General features: G+C 61.3%; 17 protein-coding genes. 6 read left to right on the top strand and 11 right to left on the bottom strand.

Annotated elements, in window-relative coordinates:
- Nucleotides 1-59: 59 nt before the first annotated feature.
- Nucleotides 60-1,367 carry a DUF3048 domain-containing protein gene (locus AC127K_RS10860; protein ID WP_294540036.1) on the bottom strand — a complete coding sequence of 436 codons (1,308 nt, stop codon included), beginning with the start codon at nucleotides 1,365-1,367 and terminating at the stop codon, nucleotides 60-62.
- Nucleotides 1,368-1,602: 235 nt separating this feature from the next.
- On the opposite strand from AC127K_RS10860, the gene AC127K_RS10855 reads away from it, so the two are divergent.
- Complete coding sequence (locus AC127K_RS10855) at nucleotides 1,603-2,412, top strand: YesL family protein (RefSeq protein ID WP_483720599.1); 810 nt, start codon at nucleotides 1,603-1,605, stop codon at nucleotides 2,410-2,412.
- A gap of 163 nt (nucleotides 2,413-2,575) precedes the next feature.
- Here the strand turns inward: AC127K_RS10855 and rny are convergent, their stop codons facing one another.
- The gene (gene rny / locus AC127K_RS10850; RefSeq protein ID WP_294540039.1) at nucleotides 2,576-4,138 is read right to left on the bottom strand and encodes a ribonuclease Y; all 1,563 of its coding nucleotides are present in this window, start codon (nucleotides 4,136-4,138) and stop codon (nucleotides 2,576-2,578) included.
- Between the two features lie 706 nt (nucleotides 4,139-4,844).
- On the opposite strand from rny, the gene thrS reads away from it, so the two are divergent.
- Together thrS and AC127K_RS10840 are read left to right on the top strand one after the other, a co-directional pair.
- On the top strand, nucleotides 4,845-6,653 hold the full coding sequence (gene thrS, locus AC127K_RS10845) for a threonine--tRNA ligase (protein ID WP_483722190.1): 1,809 nt from the start codon (nucleotides 4,845-4,847) through the stop codon (nucleotides 6,651-6,653).
- A 178-nt stretch (nucleotides 6,654-6,831) separates the two neighbouring features.
- Nucleotides 6,832-8,190: a sodium-dependent transporter gene (locus AC127K_RS10840; protein ID WP_294540043.1), complete on the top strand. Its 1,359-nt coding sequence runs from the start codon at nucleotides 6,832-6,834 to the stop codon at nucleotides 8,188-8,190.
- 62 nt (nucleotides 8,191-8,252) lie between these two features.
- Here the strand turns inward: AC127K_RS10840 and AC127K_RS10835 are convergent, their stop codons facing one another.
- A complete protein-coding gene (locus AC127K_RS10835; protein ID WP_483720598.1) occupies nucleotides 8,253-8,849 on the bottom strand; it encodes a DUF4830 domain-containing protein in 597 nt (198 codons plus the stop codon).
- A 70-nt stretch (nucleotides 8,850-8,919) separates the two neighbouring features.
- Nucleotides 8,920-9,759: a glycerophosphodiester phosphodiesterase family protein gene (locus AC127K_RS10830; protein ID WP_483720597.1), complete on the bottom strand. Its 840-nt coding sequence runs from the start codon at nucleotides 9,757-9,759 to the stop codon at nucleotides 8,920-8,922.
- Between the two features lie 246 nt (nucleotides 9,760-10,005).
- On the opposite strand from AC127K_RS10830, the gene AC127K_RS10825 reads away from it, so the two are divergent.
- The 3 genes from AC127K_RS10825 to AC127K_RS10815 are packed head-to-tail and all read left to right on the top strand — an operon-like array spanning nucleotide 10,006 to nucleotide 12,763.
- Nucleotides 10,006-10,689, top strand: coding sequence for a response regulator transcription factor (locus AC127K_RS10825; RefSeq protein ID WP_294540049.1), 684 nt, complete (start codon nucleotides 10,006-10,008; stop codon nucleotides 10,687-10,689).
- Nucleotides 10,690-10,705: 16 nt separating this feature from the next.
- On the top strand, nucleotides 10,706-12,250 hold the full coding sequence (locus AC127K_RS10820) for a sensor histidine kinase (protein WP_483720596.1): 1,545 nt from the start codon (nucleotides 10,706-10,708) through the stop codon (nucleotides 12,248-12,250).
- Between the two features lie 45 nt (nucleotides 12,251-12,295).
- Nucleotides 12,296-12,763: a hypothetical protein gene (locus AC127K_RS10815; protein WP_294540051.1), complete on the top strand. Its 468-nt coding sequence runs from the start codon at nucleotides 12,296-12,298 to the stop codon at nucleotides 12,761-12,763.
- Between the two features lie 90 nt (nucleotides 12,764-12,853).
- On the opposite strand, the gene AC127K_RS10810 is transcribed toward AC127K_RS10815, so the two are convergent.
- The 7 genes from AC127K_RS10810 to AC127K_RS10780 form a co-directional block, all read right to left on the bottom strand.
- A complete protein-coding gene (locus AC127K_RS10810) occupies nucleotides 12,854-13,333 on the bottom strand; it encodes a peptidylprolyl isomerase (RefSeq protein ID WP_294540052.1) in 480 nt (159 codons plus the stop codon).
- Complete coding sequence (locus tag AC127K_RS10805; RefSeq protein ID WP_483720595.1) at nucleotides 13,330-14,265, bottom strand: zinc dependent phospholipase C family protein; 936 nt, start codon at nucleotides 14,263-14,265, stop codon at nucleotides 13,330-13,332. Before AC127K_RS10805 ends, AC127K_RS10810 begins: the two co-directional genes overlap by 4 nt.
- Nucleotides 14,266-14,378: 113 nt before the next feature.
- On the bottom strand, nucleotides 14,379-15,746 hold the full coding sequence (locus AC127K_RS10800) for an MFS transporter (protein WP_294540055.1): 1,368 nt from the start codon (nucleotides 15,744-15,746) through the stop codon (nucleotides 14,379-14,381).
- A 157-nt stretch (nucleotides 15,747-15,903) separates the two neighbouring features.
- The gene (locus tag AC127K_RS10795; RefSeq protein ID WP_483720594.1) at nucleotides 15,904-16,848 is read right to left on the bottom strand and encodes a hypothetical protein; all 945 of its coding nucleotides are present in this window, start codon (nucleotides 16,846-16,848) and stop codon (nucleotides 15,904-15,906) included.
- 45 nt (nucleotides 16,849-16,893) lie between these two features.
- Nucleotides 16,894-17,460 (bottom strand): hypothetical protein, encoded by a 567-nt coding sequence (locus tag AC127K_RS10790; protein ID WP_294540059.1) that lies wholly within the window; start codon nucleotides 17,458-17,460, stop codon nucleotides 16,894-16,896.
- A 5-nt stretch (nucleotides 17,461-17,465) separates the two neighbouring features.
- On the bottom strand, nucleotides 17,466-18,008 hold the full coding sequence (locus AC127K_RS10785) for a hypothetical protein (protein WP_483720593.1): 543 nt from the start codon (nucleotides 18,006-18,008) through the stop codon (nucleotides 17,466-17,468).
- 1 nt (nucleotide 18,009) lies between these two features.
- Nucleotides 18,010-18,549, bottom strand: a complete 540-nt coding sequence (locus AC127K_RS10780) for an RNA polymerase sigma factor (RefSeq protein WP_294540063.1) — start codon at nucleotides 18,547-18,549, stop codon at nucleotides 18,010-18,012.
- Nucleotides 18,550-18,617 lie beyond the last annotated feature (68 nt).

The raw sequence follows: 18,617 nt of genomic DNA, 5'->3' as shown, positions 1-18,617 counted from the left end.
CCTGCCCGGATGCCGGACAGCGGCTGTGCGCCTTTCGGTGTTGCGGTTGTGTTTCAGGATCAGCCGTTGATCTCGTCGAGAGTCTGGCCCAGCTCTTCGCCTTCGCCGGCCTCCACGTCCTCTTCATTCACAACGGCTTCGCTGGTGGCCGCATCGCTGGCCGCCAGGTCATAGTCGGCCAGGGTGCCGGTCTCCAGCTTTTCGGCTTCCTCAATGTCCACCACGGTGACATAGCTCTTGCCGATGTTCACGTCCAGCTGCTGATCGCTGCACTGGCCGTCCGGCGTCAGATAGTACAGGCGCAGGGCTTCCAGCGGGGTGCCCTTCTGCCAGTAGATCTTTTCGATCTTGCCGCCGTAGCAGTAGTAGCCGATGCCGCCGTTGCCGTAATCCACGTTCTGGATGTCATGGCTGTCGCCGGGGTAAGCGGCCATATCGGTGTAGAGGATCACCAGGTTGGTGAAAGCCAGCTGCTGGTCGTATTCCTCGTCGATGGTATCCCGCCAGGAACCGTCGTTGGAGTAGTACTGCTGCATCTTGTAGGTGGTGGAAGCGGCGTCATACAGGAAGCGGGTCTTGTAGCTCTGGGAATGGGTGATGGCCACATACTCGCCGTTCTGGACCACGGGGCCGTACTTGTCGCTGTAGGCGCTGTCCAGGCTGTTGGACAGGTCGCGCACCTCGTTGGTGCGGTAGTCCACGAAGTTGAAGAAGGTGGAATTGTACTCGCGGTTCATATCCACATCATTGTCTTCGATATACTTCTTGATGTTTTCGCCGCTGGTGTACATGGTGTGCTCCAGAGCCAGACCGTTGCCGTAGCTCAGGCCCTGCCAGTTCACACGGTTGTAATCACGGTAGCCGTTGGCACCGTCGCAGTTGTTCAGGTTGCCGTACTCATATTCCTTGGCATACTGGCGCATGAAGATACTTTCGCCCTCATGGATATACAGGGCCTGCCAGGGCAGGATCAGCTGGAAGAACTGGTCACGGCCGGAGCGGACGGGTCCGATCTCCTCAATGTCATTGTAGTCATTGAACACCGGCATAAACCGGGTGATGCCGCCTTCCACCTTGATCTCAAACAGCATCTGGGCACGGGACAGGCCGCGCTGGGGACGGGCCACGGTGATGTTGTTGACCATAACCGCGGTGATGCGCTGCCCTGCCGGGTAATTTTCGTCCTGGGCCTCGCCGGTCAGCACATTGGCCTCATAGGGAGGCAGGGTGGGTTCCGGCGTGGCCTGGACCTCCTGAGAGGACGAGGGTGCATCCGAGGTGACGGTCTCGGTCCCAGACTTCTTGCAGGCCACCAGCATGGCACACGCCGCCAGAACAGCCAGCACACAAAGGAGGGTACGTTTCATAGGCTAGATCCTCTTTTCCTTGATTCTTTTCTTCGCGGCGCTAGGGTACGCCCACGGCCCGGTGTTTTGTAACCGGAATGTCATAGTTCTTATTGTACTTTTTTTTGCCCGTTTTGTAAAGCCGCCCAGGGGAATTTTACAATCCCGCAATGCAACCTGACAAGAAATGGTTGTACAAAATGGCCGGTTCTGTTACAATAGAGCAAGATTCATCCGCAAAGGAGTCAGATACAGTATGTCCATTTTTTCTTCGTTTTTCGGGGGGTATAACCGTCCGGGTCCCGGCGTGCGCCCGGACGAGCCCCGCAAAAAAGGATTCATGCGCCTGCTGGAAATTCTGGGCCGGGATTTCTGGTCCTTCTTCAAGGCCGGACTTCTGGCATACGTCAGTATGCTGCCCTTCCTGTTCGGCATGATTCTGGCCGTCACCACCCACGCCGTGATTTTTGTGCTGGCCGCTGGGCTCATCGGCGGCATGATTGCGGCGCCCCAGCTGTGCGGTATGGCCGATACCATTCTGCGCAGCCTGCGGGATGAGCCCGGATACTGGTGGCCCACCTACCGCCGCGCCTGGAAGCGCAACACCCGGGCCTGTCTGCTGCCCGGTGCCGTGTTCGGCCTGATCCTGGGCATGCAGGTGTTCACCCTGTTCCATATGGATAGCCTGGGAACTTCGGTGATCAGCTGGGCCATCCTCATTGCCGGACTGGTGCTGGTGCTGGGCCTGATCACCTACATCATCCCGCAGCTGGCCCTGCTGGAAATGCCCCTGGCCGGCATCCTGAAAAACGCCATCCTGCTGTTCCTGGGCTATCTGCCCCGCAGCGTGGGCGCCATTGCGGTCCAGGTGGTCTATTGGGGTCTGTTCCTGCTCTACTTTCCCCTGTCCATGTACATTCTGCCCATCACCAACCTGTGGCTGCCCATGGTGCTGAGCCTGCTGATCGTCTACGCTCCCATGGAAAAGAGCTTCAATCTGGAAGCCACCATCAAACAGATGCGGGACGCCGAACTGGAAAACAGCCGCACCGATTCCCACAACTGAATCCTGCCCTGCAAGCCGGGACGCCGCATCAGGCCGTCCCGGCTTTTGTTCTGCCTGCGGCCAAAAACAGCCGGTCCATCAGCCGGCCTTGTCCGGACAAACCCTTTCCGCAGCAAAAAGCAGCTCCGGCCGGATGGCCGGGGCTGCTGATTTTTGGCATATTTTACTTGGCGTATTCGGTGGCACGGCTTTCGCGGATGACGCTGACCTTGATCTGGCCGGGGTAATCCAGCTCGTCCTCGATCTTCTTGGCAATGCTGCGGGCCAGCAGAATGACCTGATCGTCGCTGATCTTGTCCGGCTGGACCAGGATGCGGACCTCGCGGCCGGCCTGGACAGCGTAGGAGCTTTCCACCCCTTCAAAGCTGTTGCACAGGCTTTCCAGGGTTTCCAGGCGCTTGATATAGCTTTCCATGTTCTCACGCCGTGCGCCGGGACGGGCCGCGCTGATGGCATCGGCCGCCATGATGACGAAAGCCAGCGGCGTCTTGGGCTCCACGTCGCCGTGGTGGGCCTCGATGGCATGGATGACAGCGGGATTTTCCCGGTATTTCTTGCAGATGTCCACGCCGATCTGGACATGGCTGCCCTCGATCTCGTGGTCCAGAGCCTTGCCGATGTCATGCAGCAGACCGGCACGGCGGGCCTGCTGGACGTTGAGCCCCAGCTCGCCCGCCATCAGGCCGGCCAGCCAGGCCACTTCCAGGCTGTGGCTCAGCACGTTCTGGCCATAGCTGGTGCGGTACTTCAGACGGCCGATGAGCTTGACCAGATCGGGATGCAGGCTGTGGATGCCCAGATCCATGACCGCCTTCTCGCCTTCCCGCTTCATCTGCAGTTCCAGTTCCCGGCGGCACTTGTCCACCGTCTCCTCGATGCGGGCCGGATGGATACGGCCGTCGGCGATGAGGCGTTCCAGCGCCAGACGGGCGATCTCCCGGCGGGTCTGGTCGAAGCTGGACAGGGTGATGGCTTCGGGGGTGTCGTCAATGATCAGGTCGCAGCCGGTGGCGGTTTCCAGGGCGCGGATGTTGCGGCCCTCGCGGCCGATGATCCGGCCCTTCATCTCGTCACTGGGCAGAGGCACCACCGAGACGGTGGCCTCACTGGTGGCGTCGGCGGCGCAGCGGGCGATGGCCTGCCCGATCATATCCCGGGCCAGATTGTCGCATTCATCCTTCATGTTGGCCTGGAAGGCGGCAACCCGCATGGCCTTTTCGTGGGTGAGTTCATCGTCGATCTGCTTGAGCAGGACGGCCCGGGCATCTTCCTGGGTCATGGCGGCGATGGTTTCCAGTTTTTCGGTCTGGCGCAGCTTGAGCTGTTCCAGTTCGTCCAGGCGGGCTTCCACCAGCTCGGCGCGCTTCTTCAGGTCCTCTTCCTTGCGCTCCACAGCGGTGGTGCGCTTGTCCAGGGCCTCTTCTTTCTGATCCATGCGGCGTTCCTGGCGGCTGACCTCGGCGCGGCGGTCCTTGATCTCCTTGTCCGCTTCGCTCTTCAGCTTGAAGGCTTCGTCCTTGGCTTCAATGATTGTCTCTTTCCGTTTCTGCTCGGCAGCCTTGATGGCGTCGTTGACGATGCGCTTGGCCTCTTCCTCCGCTGAGCCCAGCTTGGCCTCGGCGGTGCGCTTGCGGTAGGTCATGCCCGCATAAAAGCAGACGACCCCGCATACGGCGGCGACAACAACGACCACCAGCACCGGTACAATGATGGCGGTGATGGACATTTGTTTCAACTCCTCAAATTTATTCAGAAAATGCGCGTAAACCTGAGGGTCGCAGCCATGGCGGGGCCTTACTTTTATTCGATTCAGTTGTTTGCTCAGACGCGGCCAAAGCCGGCCGCGGGCCGATGGTACACCGAAACACACCTGCCGCAAGACGGCGGGACGCGTGGGTTCCCGGTGGGAAAAGTCTTATAAAAACAACGAAAGCATGTTTATTTCAATGCAAACCTGCGTGCATGCCATACCAAATAAAATACAGTGCCCGCCCCGACGGCGGCCCTTCGGCGATGCGGTGCCGCCCGAACCGTGCGGTCAAACTGCATACACCGTTGTATACTGATTATAGTTTATATTCATTTCAGATGGTTGTCAAGAAATTGTTACAGAATCATAAAGGTCCTGTACCGGACTTGACTTTTGAAAACCGCCGCGCTACAATAGCGGTAACTTCATCCTGATGAATGCGATGATGCGGACAAACGGAAAGGCTGACCGGCGTTTCAGAGAGAGCCGCCGCCGTGCAGAACGGCGTGCTGCAAGCGGCTTGGCGGACGGCGCGTTTCTTACCACCGCAGAGCGCGGGGGCGAACCCCCGCCGGGACGGCCCGTTACAGCCGATACGAGAGGCGGGCTGTTGCCCGCAATTCGGGTGGAACCGTGGAGCTTACCGCTTCACCCCGTGTTTGAATGGGGTGAAGCGTTTTTTATTTTATTCTGGCGGCCGCGGGCCGCCGCAGCTAGGGAGGTTGCAAGTATGAAAGTCATCTACAATGACGGCACCGTCAAGGAATGCCCGCAGGAAGAGGAACTGCACGTCATCCGTCACACCGCCGCCCACATCATGGCCCAGGCCATCAAGCGCCTGTGGCCCGAAGCCGATTTCGCCTTTGGCCCCGCCACCGAGAACGGTTTCTACTATGACGTGGACCTGGGCGATACCAAGCTCACCGACGAAGATCTGGAAAAGATCGAAAAAGAGATGAAGAAGATCTGCAAGGAGAACCTGCCGATCAAGGCCTTCACTCTGCCCCGGGAAGAGGCCGTCAAGCTCATGCAGGAGCGCGGTGAGAAGTACAAGGTGGAGCACATCGGGGATCTGCCCGAGGACGCCACCATCAGCTTCTACCAGCAGGGCGAGTACATCGACATGTGCGTCGGTCCTCACCTGACCTACACCAAGGCCCTGAAAGCCTTCAAGATCACCCAGCAGTCCGGCGCTTACTGGCGCGGCGACAAGAACAACAAGATGCTGACCCGCATCAACGGCATCGCCTTCCACAACCAGGAAGAGCTGGAAGCCCACCTGAAGCTGCTGGAAGAGGCCGCCCGCCGGGATCACCGCAAGATCGGCAAGGAAATGAATCTGTTCATGTTCTGCGACGAGGGCCCCGGCTTCCCCTTCTTCCTGCCCAACGGCATGGTGCTGAAGAACACCCTGATCGACTACTGGCGTGAGATCCACCGCAAGGCGGGCTATGTGGAGGTTTCCACTCCCCTGATCATGAACCGCCATCTGTGGGAGACCAGCGGCCACTGGGACCATTACAAGGACAACATGTACTCCACCGTCATTGACGGCGAGGACTACTGCATCAAGCCCATGAACTGCCCCGGCGGCGTTCTGGTCTACCGCAGCCAGCCCCACAGCTACCGCGAACTGCCCCTGCGCGTGGGCGAACTGGGCCTGGTGCACCGCCACGAGCTGCGCGGCGCCCTGCACGGCCTGTTCCGCGTGCGCTGCTTCACCCAGGACGATGCCCACATCTTCATGCGCCGCGACCAGATCTCCGACGAGATCGCCAACGTGGTGCACCTGATCAACTCGGTGTACGACAAGTTCGGCTTCAAATACTTTGTGGAGCTGAGCACCCGTCCTGAGGACTCCATGGGCTCCGACGAGGACTGGGAGGACGCCACCAACGGCCTGAAGAACGCCCTGGAAAAGCTGAACATGCCCTACATCATCAATGAGGGCGACGGCGCGTTCTACGGCCCGAAGATCGACTTCCACCTGGAGGACAGCCTGGGCCGTACCTGGCAGTGCGGCACCATCCAGCTGGACTTCCAGATGCCGCTGAACTTCCATCTGGAATACGTCAACGAGGCCGGCGAGAAGGAACGCCCCATCATGATCCACCGCGTCTGCTTCGGTTCCATCGAGCGCTTCATCGGCATCCTGACCGAGCATTACGCCGGCAAGTTCCCCACCTGGCTGGCTCCCGTCCAGGTCAAGGTGCTGCCCGTCAGCGAAAAGACCCTGGACTACGCCCGCGGCGTGGCCGAAAAGCTGGAGAACGCCGGTGTGCGCGTTGTTCTGGATGAGAGCAACGAGAAGATCGGCTACAAGATCCGTCAGGCCCAGCAGGTGGACCGCGTGCCCTATATGCTGGTTCTGGGCGCCAAGGAAGCCGAAGCCGGCACCGTCAGCGTCCGTGACCGCAAGGGCGAGACCACGACCATGTCCGCTGATGAGTTCCTGAACAGCGTCAAGGAAGAGATCGCCGAGCGCCGCTGATTTTTTCAGGACATTTTCCTCTATTTGAACACGTTGCAAGCCGCTGCCTGCCCGCCGCAGGCGGCGGCTTTTTGTTTTTGTACAGCTTTCGCCTCAGCGTCAAAAAATCTTCTTGCCTGTGCCGGGTGCAGCCGCTATAATAGAAAAGCGGTGTTTGAAATCAGAAGGAGGAATTTTTTTGGAGAACCGTGAATCTTTTGCCTCGCGCCTCGGGTTTATCCTGATCAGCGCGGGCTGCGCCATCGGCATCGGCAATGTCTGGCGCTTCCCCACCGTCACCGGCGAAAACGGCGGCGGCGTGTTTGTTCTGTTTTACCTGCTGTTCCTGGTCTGCATGGGGGTGCCCGTGCTGACCATGGAACTGGCCGTGGGCCGTGCGGGCCGCGGCAGTGCCGGCAAGGCGTACCAGGCCCTGGAACCCAAAGGCAGTGTGTGGCACCTGCACGGCTGGGCCTGCCTGCTGGGCTGTGTGGTGCTGATGATGTACTACACCACCGTCAACGGCTGGATGATCAGCTACTTCTTCAAGTTCCTGACCGGTACCTTTGAGGGCGCCACTGCCGACACTTCGGCCGCCACCTTCAGCGCCATGCTGGCCAACCCCGGAGAGATGGGCCTGTTCATGGCCGTGACCGTGGTGCTGGGCTTCATCGTGTGCAGCTTCGGGCTGCGCAACGGCGTGGAGCGCATCGGCAAATGGATGATGGGCGCACTGCTGGTGCTCATCCTCATCCTGGTGGTGCACAGCCTGACCCTGTCCGGCGCCGGGGACGGCCTGAAGTTCTACCTGCTGCCCGACTGGGAGCGTGCCAGCGAGGCCGGCATCATCAACGTGGCCGTGGCCGCCATGAACCAGTCCTTCTTTACCCTGAGCCTGGGCATCGGCGCCATGGAGATCTTCGGCAGCTACATGAACCGCAACTTTGCCCTGACCGGCGAGGCGGTGCGCATCTGCGCCCTGGACACCTTTGTGGCCATCTGCGCCGGGTTGATCATCTTCCCTGCCTGCTTCACCTACGGCGTCAGCCCGGACAGCGGTCCCCAGCTGGTCTTCGTGACCCTGCCCAACGTCTTTGCCAGTCTGGCCGGCGGCCGCATCTGGGGGTCCCTGTTCTTCCTGTTCATGACCTTTGCCAGCTTCACCACCGTCATTGCGGTGTTTGAGAACATCATTGCCTGCCTGATGGACCAGTTCGGTCTGGACCGCCGCAAGACGGTGCTCATCGGCGGCGTGGTGATCCTGATCGCCAGCATTCCCTGTGTGCTGGGCTACAACCTGTGGAGCTTCCTGCAGCCCCTGGGCCCGGGCAGCACCGTGCTGGACGGCGAGGACTTCCTGGTGAGCAACATCCTGCTCCCGGTGGGCAGCCTGATCTATCTGCTGTTCTGCGTCACCCGCTGGGGCTGGGGCTTCGACAAGTATCTGGAAGAAGCCAACACCGGCAGCGGCATCAAGATGCCCCGCTGGCTCAAGCCCTACTTCCAGTTCGTGGTGCCCATCCTGATCGTGGTCATCCTGCTGGGCGGCCTGCTGTGATTCCCTGCTGACATCGCAACAGCCGGTACCCTTCCCGTTTGGGGAATGGTACCGGCTGTTTTTTATTCGGTGGGAAAAGCGCTCTCCTCCACCACCCCTGCGCTGGTCTGGGCGGTGTCGTCGGTCAGGGTGTCCGCCGGGACATCGGCGGAGGCGGCGGTCTCGGCGTCGGCGGCATTCTGCTGGGCGGCAGAGACCAGCCCGGTCACCTCCCCCGACGGCTTTGCCAGCAGGTAGGCGCCCACCGGCTTGGTCTTATACACCAGCAGCACGCAGTAGGTGTCGTTTTCCCCGTCGGACAGGGTGGGACACAGGGCGGTCCACTTTTCCACCGTCTTGCCCTTGTGGCCTTCCAGGGTCAGGCCGCTCTCCTCCACCACCTGGTTGAAGGCGGCAAAGCTGTCGTCCCACTGTTTGGGGATCTTCACCTTATCTACCGCCGCGGTGGCCAGGTCCACCTCAAAGCCGTAGCCAGTGAAGTAGGTGGCGATGTCCTGGGTGGTCTCAATGGTGGTCTGTTCGGATACCCCGGCAGATGCGGTCACGCTGTCGTTGGCAAAATGCACGGCGGCGGTGATGGTGCCCGCCAGACAGACAGCACACAGGGCCAGCGCCCCGGCCTGCCGCAGCCTGGGTTTGGTTACAGTAAACAAAAACATAAGCAGCCCCCTCGCTTGCCTTACAGAACTTTCAATGCAAGGTATGCGGGAGGGCTGCTGTTTATGCCGCTCAATACCGGGGCGCAGGGCTGTACCACTGGAAGATCAGGGCGTCGTACCGCCGCTGACAGGCTTTGTGGTCGTGTTGGGGCAGAATGGTCCACTGCACCATCATGGCGCCCATGGCCCGACAGAGGGCCACGGCCCCGTTTTCCCGTTCGGGGCACCAGGCGATGAAGTCCGGCCGTCCCAGGAAGTTGCCGAAGCAGTGACTGATGAGGAAGGCGTGCACCGGGTGCACCCCCAGCCTGCGGTTGGCCCGGTAGCTGTCTGCCAGCTGGCCCCGCAGCACGCCGGGAGCCATGCGGCGGATGCGCCGGACCACCCGGGGATCAAAGCTCTCAATGCAATAGGGTCCGGCGTAGGTTTGCAGCACCTGCAGGGTGGCGGTGCACAGGGCATCCAGGTAGGCCCCGCCGTACTCCTGCCGGCTCTTGATCTCCACGATGAGGGGCACCCTGCCGCCGATCTCCTCCAGGGCCCGGGCAAACAGAGGCGGCGTGCAGGCCGTGCCCGCCAGGGAAAGGCCCTGTATCTGCTGCCAGGTATGGTCCCGCACCCAGCCTGTGGCCCCGGTCATCCGGTCCAGGGTGTCATCGTGAAAGACCACCAGCTGCCGGTCGGCGGTGAACTGCACGTCCAGTTCGATGCCGCAGCCGCAGGCCACCGCCGCCGCAAAGGCCGGCAGGCTGTTTTCGGGGATCGACTGGTCCTGTGTGAACAGGCCCCGGTGGGCAAAGTTATAATGCAAAAAAGGGGTCCGCAGCGGCCGGCGGGGCCGCCCCGGTGCCACCAGAAAGACGGTCAGCGCCGCCAGGATCAGAACAACTGCTGCAAAGCACAACGCCATAGGGATCGATTCAGCCTTTCCGCGGCAGACTGGATGTCCCGCCGCCACACTATTGTAGCGCGTCCCGGCGGCCCAGGCAAGACAGGATTCTGTAAAATTCATGAAATACATTTTAAGAAAACTTTCACAAATCCCCCACCTATGCGGGTTATTATGGTACTATATGAAGAAGAGCGACCTATGACGCAAGAGGTACGGACGGAAGACGCTGCGCCGGACTTGCGCTGTTGTTTGGAGGGTTTTACTATGGCAAAAATTCTGGTCGTTGACGATGAACCGCGTATCCGGGACCTGATCCGGGAACATCTGCAGCACAGCGGCTACACCTGTGCCGAGGCCGGGGACGGCACCCAGGCGCTTTCCATCCTGTCCCAGGGAGGCATTGATCTGGTGATCCTGGACATCATGATGCCGTTCATGGACGGCATGACCTGCCTGCGGGAGATGCGTTCCCGCAAGATCAACACCCCGGTGATCATGCTCACCGCCCGCAGCGAGGAATATGACAAGCTGGCCGGGTTGGAAGGCGGTGCCGACGACTATGTGGTGAAGCCGTTCTCTCCCCGGGAACTGGTGGCCCGGGTCAAGGCGGTGCTGGCCCGCACCATGCCCGCCCCCGCCGAGACCGGCGGGGTGTACACCTTCGGGGATCTGGTCATCGACACCGCCAGCCACAGCGTGAAGGTGGCCGGACAGGAGGCCCCTTTGACCCCCAAGGAATTTGACCTGCTGGTGTTCCTGGTCAGCAACCGGGGCATTGCCCTGTCCCGGGAGAAGATCCTGCAGAAGGTGTGGAACTACGACTACTACGGCGAGGACCGCACCGTGGACACCCACATCAAGATGCTGCGGGGCCATCTGGGACCCTGCCGCGGGTACATTGTGACGGTCTGGGGCATCGGCTACAAGTTCGACCCGGACGTACTGTGAAAGACGGGGATTCCGTATGTGGAAAAAGGTGAAGTCTGCCCGCCGGACCTCCGAAAAAGCCGCTCCGCGGATGGGGGTCCGGGGCCAGCTGATGCTGTTTCTGTGCGCCGTGACCCTGCTCACCCTGGGGCTGGTCTGGACGCTGATCACCTATGCCCTGGAGCCTATGTACAACCGCAAGATCCGCACCAGCCTGGAAACCAAGGCTGACGCGGTGGTGGCTTTAATTGATGCCAACGACGGACCGGTATCCAGCCGTGTCCTGGGCAAACTTGTACTGGACGAGGATTTCTGGCTTTCCTTTCTGGAGAAAGCCGTCAACGGGTCCCTGGACCTGGAAAACTGCTGCGTGGACATCAGTGACTCCACCTTGAGCAACGTCCAGTGTCTGGAGAGCCTGTACCCCTGCGTGCTGCACCAGAGCGAGTATTCCTTCGGGGGCAAGATCAGCCTGAAGCAGGACACCCCCGAGGTGGTGCGCCTGCGGGGCCTGGTGTTCACCAAAAAGAGCGTGTACGAAACGGTTTCTTCCGGCGGCAACCTGCAGATGGTGGTGGGCAAGCTCACTGCCGACGGGCAGTATGCGGTGCTGGTGTCCACCAGTCTGGCCCAGATCACCACCGCCGCCGATGTGCTGCGCAGTGTGCTGCCGCCGGTGGCCCTGCTGCTCTTCGGGCTGAACGTACTGGCGGCCATCCTGTTCAGCCGCTGGTTCACCCATCCGGTGTACCAGCTGGCCGACGGAGCCCGCCGCATGGCCGCCGGCAACTACGATGTGCAGGTGGAGGTCAAGCGCCGGGACGAACTGGGGCTGCTGGCCCAGGAGTTCAACCACATGACCCGGGCGGTGCAGCGCTCCGCCGCGCTGGAAAAGGAACTGCTGGCCAACGTGAGCCACGACCTGCGCACCCCCCTGACCCTCATCAAGGGATACGCCGAGACGGTGCGGGACCTGTCCGGCATGGACGAAGAAAAACGCACCGAACAGTGCAACATCATTGTGGATGAGACCGACCGGCTTTCGGCCCTGGTCAACAGCGTGATGGAGCTGAGCAAGGTGCAGAGCGGCGTGGAAAAGCCCAATCTGGTGGACTTTGACATGAGCGGCCTCTGCTTTGAGGTGGCAGGTCTCTACGACGCCGTATGCGAGCAGAACCACTGGACCCTGCATCTGGAGGCGGACAAGGAGTGCATGGTCCGGGCGGACCCGGCCATGATGGAGCGGGTGCTGCACAATCTGTTGGGCAATGCCACCCATCATATCGGAGAGGACGGCTTCTTTGCCCTGCGGGCCATTCCCCTGCCCGCCGGCGGCTGCCGCATCGAGGTGGAGGACCACGGCCCCGGCATCCCGCCGGAGGACCTGCCGTATATTTTTGACCGGTACTATCGTGCCCGCAAGAACGCGGGCAAACCCGGCACCGGGCTGGGACTTTCCATCACCAAGGCCATCCTGCAGCAGCACGGATTCCCCTTCGGGGTGCAGAGCGAGGTGGGCCGCGGTTCCCTGTTCTGGTTTGAGATGACCGCCCCCGCTCCCCAATCCCCGCCCAAAGAATAAGTGTTCCGTTCCCTGTTACCGTGACCCGAAAAGGAGGATACTGCCATGGAGGAGCCCCGTCATCTGCCCGTTCCCCTGCCCGAGGAGAAAGCCGCCGCCCCCGACTGGAAAGCCCAGCTGGACCGGCTGGAAGCCAAAACCGACCGCAACAACCGTCTGCTGAAAATCTGCATCGGCCTGCTCATCGGGCTGATCGCGGTGCTCTGTGTAGGGTTCGGGGTTCTGTTCTACCACGGCAGTGTGGCTTACCGCAGCCTGCTGCAGGCCACCGAGCAGGTGGATACCCTTGCCGGCACTTTGCAGGACAGTCTGGACAGCATGGAGCCCGGAGAGCTGGACCGGCTGCTGCAGTCCCTGCCCGATATTGCCGAGAAGCTTTCTCAGCTGGATGTGGACGCCCTGAACCAGGTCATCAGCGAAATGCCCGACCTGATGCAGGCAGTGGAGGACCTGGAAAGCCAGACCAGCCAGATCACCGGCTGGTTCAGCGGCCTGGGCGGTCTGTTCCGCTGACCGCCATTTCCCATAAATCAGAAAAAGCCCGCTCCCCTGTCGGCCATTGCCGGGGGGAGCGGGCTTGTTTGTTTCTGGATGGGGGCGGGATCAGTCCTCGTCGATGATGCGTACGGTCTGCATGCGGACAGGCTTCAGGGGCTTGTCGTTCCAGTCGGTGGGAACGGAAGCGATCTCATCCACCACGTCCATGCCGGAGACCACATGGCCGAAGGCCGCATACTGGCCATCCAGATGGGGCGCATCGGCGTGCATGATAAAGAACTGGCTGCCGGCGCTGTTGGGGTTCTGGGCACGGGCCATGCTGATGACGCCGCGGGTGTGCTTGATGGGGTTGGGCACAAAGTTGGCGGAGAACTCGCCCTTGATCTGCCAGCCCGGGCCACCGGTGCCGTTGCCCAGGGGGCAGCCGCCCTGGATCATGAAACCGGGGATGATGCGGTGGAAGGTCAGGCCATCGTAAAAGCCCTGACGGACCAGCTTTTCAAAGTTTTCGCAGGTGATGGGCGCGGCGCTGGGGTCCAGCTCGATGTCGATGGTCTTGCCGTTTTCCATGGTGATGCGGATCATGTTGTAGTCTCCTTTTCTTGGGCCGGAGCCGCCACCGCCGGCTTGGTGCTCAGCTCGGTGGGGGTCCCGGTGGTATAGTCCATGCTGCCCAGCAGGCGGCACAGTTCGGATTCGGTCAGGTGGCCCATCCAGAATTCCAGGGCCGCGGTCATATACACGGCGCTGCGGCGCTCGGCTTCCCGCAGCAGGGCGAAAGCACCCCCATGGCGGGCCTCGCCGGTGGCCGGGTCGGTCCATTCATCGGGCAGGTCCAGGCGCAGAGCCCGGGGGGACACATGCCCGGTGAGGAACCCACGGCCTTTCCAGAAGGTTTCCACCACATAGAACAAGGCCTTGCGGATGCCGTGGCGGCTGGGAAACAGGCGCCGCACCCGGTTGAGGTAGTAGAAGGCATCGGCCAGACATTCCTGGGTCACATCGGCGCCGTACACTTCCAGCAGCACGGTGTGCAGCAGGGTGGCAATATCCGCCAGGTCGGTGCCCTGGGGCACCGGAGAAGCGTCGTCCGCCGGCACCTGGGAGACGCCGGTGTCCTCCGCATGGAGGGTGGAGTCCAGGGCGATCTCGAAATACCCGTGGCCGCCCTTGCCTGCGTAGGGCTGACCGGACTGGCACATGGCCACCACATAGGGGTGGAGCACCGTGTCGGCGGCGTAATGGCTGAGAAATCCCAGCGCGTATTCGATCTGGGCACCGGTCTTCACATGGCGGACCAGACTGCACAAAAAGGCGCCGGTGGCCTCCTCGTGCATGCGGTCGCCCAGCGCCGGCAGATCGTACCGCCGCTTGGCTTTGCTCTTCCACACTTCAAAGCTGAAAAAGCTGTCCGGACCGTTGGCGCCCGCCGCAAAGGCCGCCGGACAATGGAGCTTGTAATGGATGGATTCGGCTGCCCGTCGGGCGGTGCGGACATGGGTATAGCCTTCCGGCATAGAGAAATGCCCTCCTGTTCGGATAACATAAACGGGGTATGTGGGTCCACAGACCCGCATACCCCATTATTGTACTGCCCGCCGGATGGATTGTCAATGCGGGCAAATTTTCCTTAAATCGACAGGTCCTTGCCCTTCAGGGTACGCGGCAGCACCCCGAAGAAGAGCACCGCGCCGATGCCGATGATGAGCAGGATGGACACGATGCCGAAGGGGCTGGACGCCGCGTTGATGGCATCGATCTGTTCGGCGGTGGCGGTCTGGGCGGTCAGGCCCTGGGACTGCAGCATGCCGTTGGCCACGGCCGCGCTGACCACACCCACCAGGGCCGGACCCATGATGGAGCTGAACTTGCCGAAGATGTCAAAGAAGCCGAAGAACTCGCCGCTGCGGTCCTTGTCCGGGATCAGCTTGCCGAACATGGAGCGGGACAGGGCCTGGATGCCGCCCTGGCTGGTGGCACACAGAACGGCCAGCACCCAGAACTGCCACAGATCCCGCATGAAGAAGGCAAAGACGCAGATGAACATGTACACGCAGATGCCCACGCCCACCATGAACCGGGCACCGAACTTGGCGCTGAGGCGGATGTACAGCAGGCAGAAGGGCAGGCCCAACACCTGCACCAGCAGCAGCGCCAGCATCATGCCGGTGGAGTCCAGACCCAGATTGGTACCGTAGGTGGTGGCCATGCTGATGACAGTGTGCACGCCGTCGATGTAGAAGAAATAGGCCAGGATGTACACCAGCATGGGCTTGTTGGCGATGATCTCCTTGATGGTGGAACCCACGCCCCGGATGCTGCGGCCCACATCGCCCTGTTCATAGGGCTTGCCGGAGGTCTGCTGGCAGTTTTTCAGCAGCGGCAGGCTGAAGCCCAGCCACCACACAGCGGTGATGGCAAAAATCACGGCCAGACAGGTGAGCATGGGCACCCCCGCCAGGTTCATGACCAGGAAAATGACCAGCGGGATGGTGGAGCCGCCGATGTACCCCAGGCCGTAGCCCATGGTGGAGACCCGGTCCATCCGCTCGGGGGTGGTGATATCGGTGAGGAAGGCGTCGTAGTAGATGGCGGAAGCGTCAAAGCCGATGACGCTGAGGATGTACAGCACCAGGATCAGGCCTGCCACCCGGCCGGCGGCCGAGGTGGAGGAGGTGAAGTCCATCAGCGGGGTGAAGGACATGAGGGCCACCGCCACCACGCCCAGGACCATGAAGCCGGTGAACAGCCGCTTGCGCATGCCCCGGATATCCCCGAAGACCCCCAGAAACGGCGCTGCCAGTGCCACGATGGCCATGGCGATGCTGGTGGCATAGCCCCAGGTGGACATGCTGGAAACGCTGTCCGCCGTATAACTTGCCACAGTGTCAAAGAAGATGGGCAGCAGGGTGACCACAATGACCGAGTGGGCGCTGTTGGCCCAGTCGTACATCATCCAGCTGATCTCCTGTTTGGTATACCCTTTCAGAAGCCCCATAGGGAATCAAGCCTCCCGTTTATACAAATTTGCAAACCTTGTATAAGTGTAACATTTTGTCACCAAAAAAACAAGCCGCCCAACGGCACAAAAGGCCATCGGACGGTGAAATTCCTGTCAAGAATCGGCAAAATCAAAACAAGAGAGCAATCATTTTTCAGGCGGCGGATTCGGCAGTGGCCATGCCCAGGGCGGACATCTGTTCCTCCAGCCATTCCTCGGTGGGAGATTCCCCGAATTTTTCCTGGTAGTCCTCAATCAGATCCTGGCGGATCATCTCCTGCTGGTAGTTGGCCATATTCTCATAGCCGGAGAAGGCGTTTCCGTCATACCAGTAGGACTGGTAAACATTCTCGGCCAGGGCGTCGGCTCCGGCGGTGATCTGCCAGGCGGTCTCCATATCCAGAGAGTAGGTCACGGTGCCGTCGGGCACTTCGCAGGTGTAGGTGTCGAAGCGGTATTCATTGAAGGGCAGGCCGTCCGCCTGACAGGCGTCCACCACCTGGCGGGCCATGGCGGCAAACTCCAGCGCGGAATCGTACCGGCCCTGGTAGACGGTGACGTACAGCTGGGCCCGGTCCCCGGGCTGGACGGTCTCGGTGGCAGGGTTGGTGACCCCGTGGTTGAAGTCCAGCACCACACTCACATCATAGATGTTGTCCCCCAGGCCGGGGGCCGCCCGCAGAGCGGCGGTGGCGTCCGACTGCAGCTCGTCGCCCAGGCGCATTTCGGCCACACGGGCGGAAGGGCCATACTCATTCCACAGCTGCAGCATCACCGAGGAACCCCCTACCCCGAAAAGAATCAGGATGCAGACAAAGATGCTCACCCCGTCATACCGGAGCTGCACGTCGGGGCGGGCGGCATAGATCAGGACCTCGATGCCCAGGGCAATGAGGGCCACGGGCATCAGGCTGACCACAAACCGCAGGTCCAGGGTGGGCATGACTGCCCGCAGGATCAGCAGCACACCGGCGGCCACCAGCAGCAGCCCGAAGGTGAAGGTGCCCACCCGACGGACCTTTTTGGGAGGCTGGGGCACCGGATTGGGCGTGGGAGGGACGGTCTGGTGGGTTTCCCCACTGTATTTTTCATCGATCATGATACACCTCGTATTGTAATAGGGACGGAATCTGCCGGTCCGGGCTCACAGCGGCTGGTCCGGATCGTCGTGGTTTCCACCGGGATAGGGCGGCATGGCGGCGGTATCGCTTTGGGAGGGCGCCGTGCGGTTCAGCAGCCGGATGCCGAAGTAGATCAGCAGACCGGCCACAATGATGGTGGGGAGCTGACCGATGATGTTGTAGTACAGATAGGCCATTCCCACGCTGTCCAGCAGGTCGTAGAGCATGGGGGCGATCCAGCTGTCAAAGAGCACCCACACGCCGCAGGCCACCAGCACCCAGCCGATGATCCGGTTGCCCCGGGGGGTGAAGGCCTTGAACCGGCCCAGGTCGATGCGGTCACCCCAGATGAAATCATCCGGTTTGGGGCTGCCGGACACCAGATACCGGATCAGGTCGTAGGTGTCAAAGAAGGCATACATCCAGATGATGGGGGCAGCCAGCAGTACCGGCGGGATGATGGCTCCAATGCCGGAAGCCACGCAGAACAGGGTGATGAGGGAAAGACCGCGGCGCATATAGCCGTAGTACATCTGCCCTGCACCCGGGATACAGGCAAAGATAAAGGTCAGAAATGCGTTCTTTTTCATGTTCTTCACTCTCCAGTGGCGGCCTCTTGGCCGTGATTTTGCCGGTTATTATCGGAAAGCTGTGCCCAGCCGCTGAGGGCGGTGTCCTGGATGCTGCCCAGCACATTCTGCAGCCCTTCGCTGGCGCCGTCCAGGGCGCTGCCTAGCATCTGACTGATGCTGGTGTTCGGCCGGGATTCCTGTACCTCTTTGGGGGCTGCGGCAGGAGCGGCACCGAACAGGCCGAACCGCCACAAAGCCAGGGCCAGGGCGATGGCGGCCGCCACCGACACATAGCGGTTGGTCATGACCCGGAAGGCACGCAGCCGCATGAGGGCCTGCACCTGGGGGATCAGGTCCCGCATGGGGGCCGACAGCTGGATGCTTTCCAGCAAAGCGGTGTACCGGGCCAGACACCGGTCACAGAAGGTCAGGTGTTCGGCGGCTTCCAGCCGGCCCAGGTCATCCAGGCGGTCATCCCGCAGGGCTTCCAGACCACTCTGGGTCAGGCAGCCGACGGTGTCAAACAGGTTGTTGTTGTCAAAATAAGGGGCCATGCTCTCGGTCATGTTACTCCTGCCTCCTTTCGGTGATCTGCTTGCGCAGGATGGCTTTTGCCCGGAACAGCTGATTCTGTACCGTGGCGGGGGGCCGCCCCAACAGCCGTGCGATATCCGCCACCGGCCGCTCTTCCAGAAAATACATCGTGGCTACCCTGCCGTAGGGTTCCCGCAGGGTGCGGACCATCTCATCCAGCTCCTCGGCGCTGCTCTTCTGCAAAAACAGGTCCTGGGGATCCGGGTCGGCAGCGGCCAGCGCACTGCCCGCCGGGGGTGTGCCCCTGGGTTCGGGCAGGCTTTCGTGGTCCTGGGCCTCCACCTTGCGCGCCCAGGCGCTTTTCAGGTGGTCCTTGCACTTGTTGGCCGCCACACGCACCAGCCATTGTTTGTAGTAGGCCGCATCACATCGGTCGATGCTGGTGTAGGCGGAGAGGAAGGTGTCCTGGGTGAGGTCTTCGGCGGTGTGAGGGTCGCGGACAAACTGCAGGCAGACGGTGTAGACCAGTTTCTGATACTGCCGCATCAGCTCGGAAAAATCCTGGTTGTTCATGATGCCGTGCCCCTCACCTCCTTGCTCGAAACGTTTCTATTCTATACTACGAAAAAGGCCCGCGGCAT

This window comes from Subdoligranulum sp. DSM 23681 (genome assembly GCF_057005535.1).
This window is presented reverse-complemented; position numbering and strand designations above follow the sequence as displayed.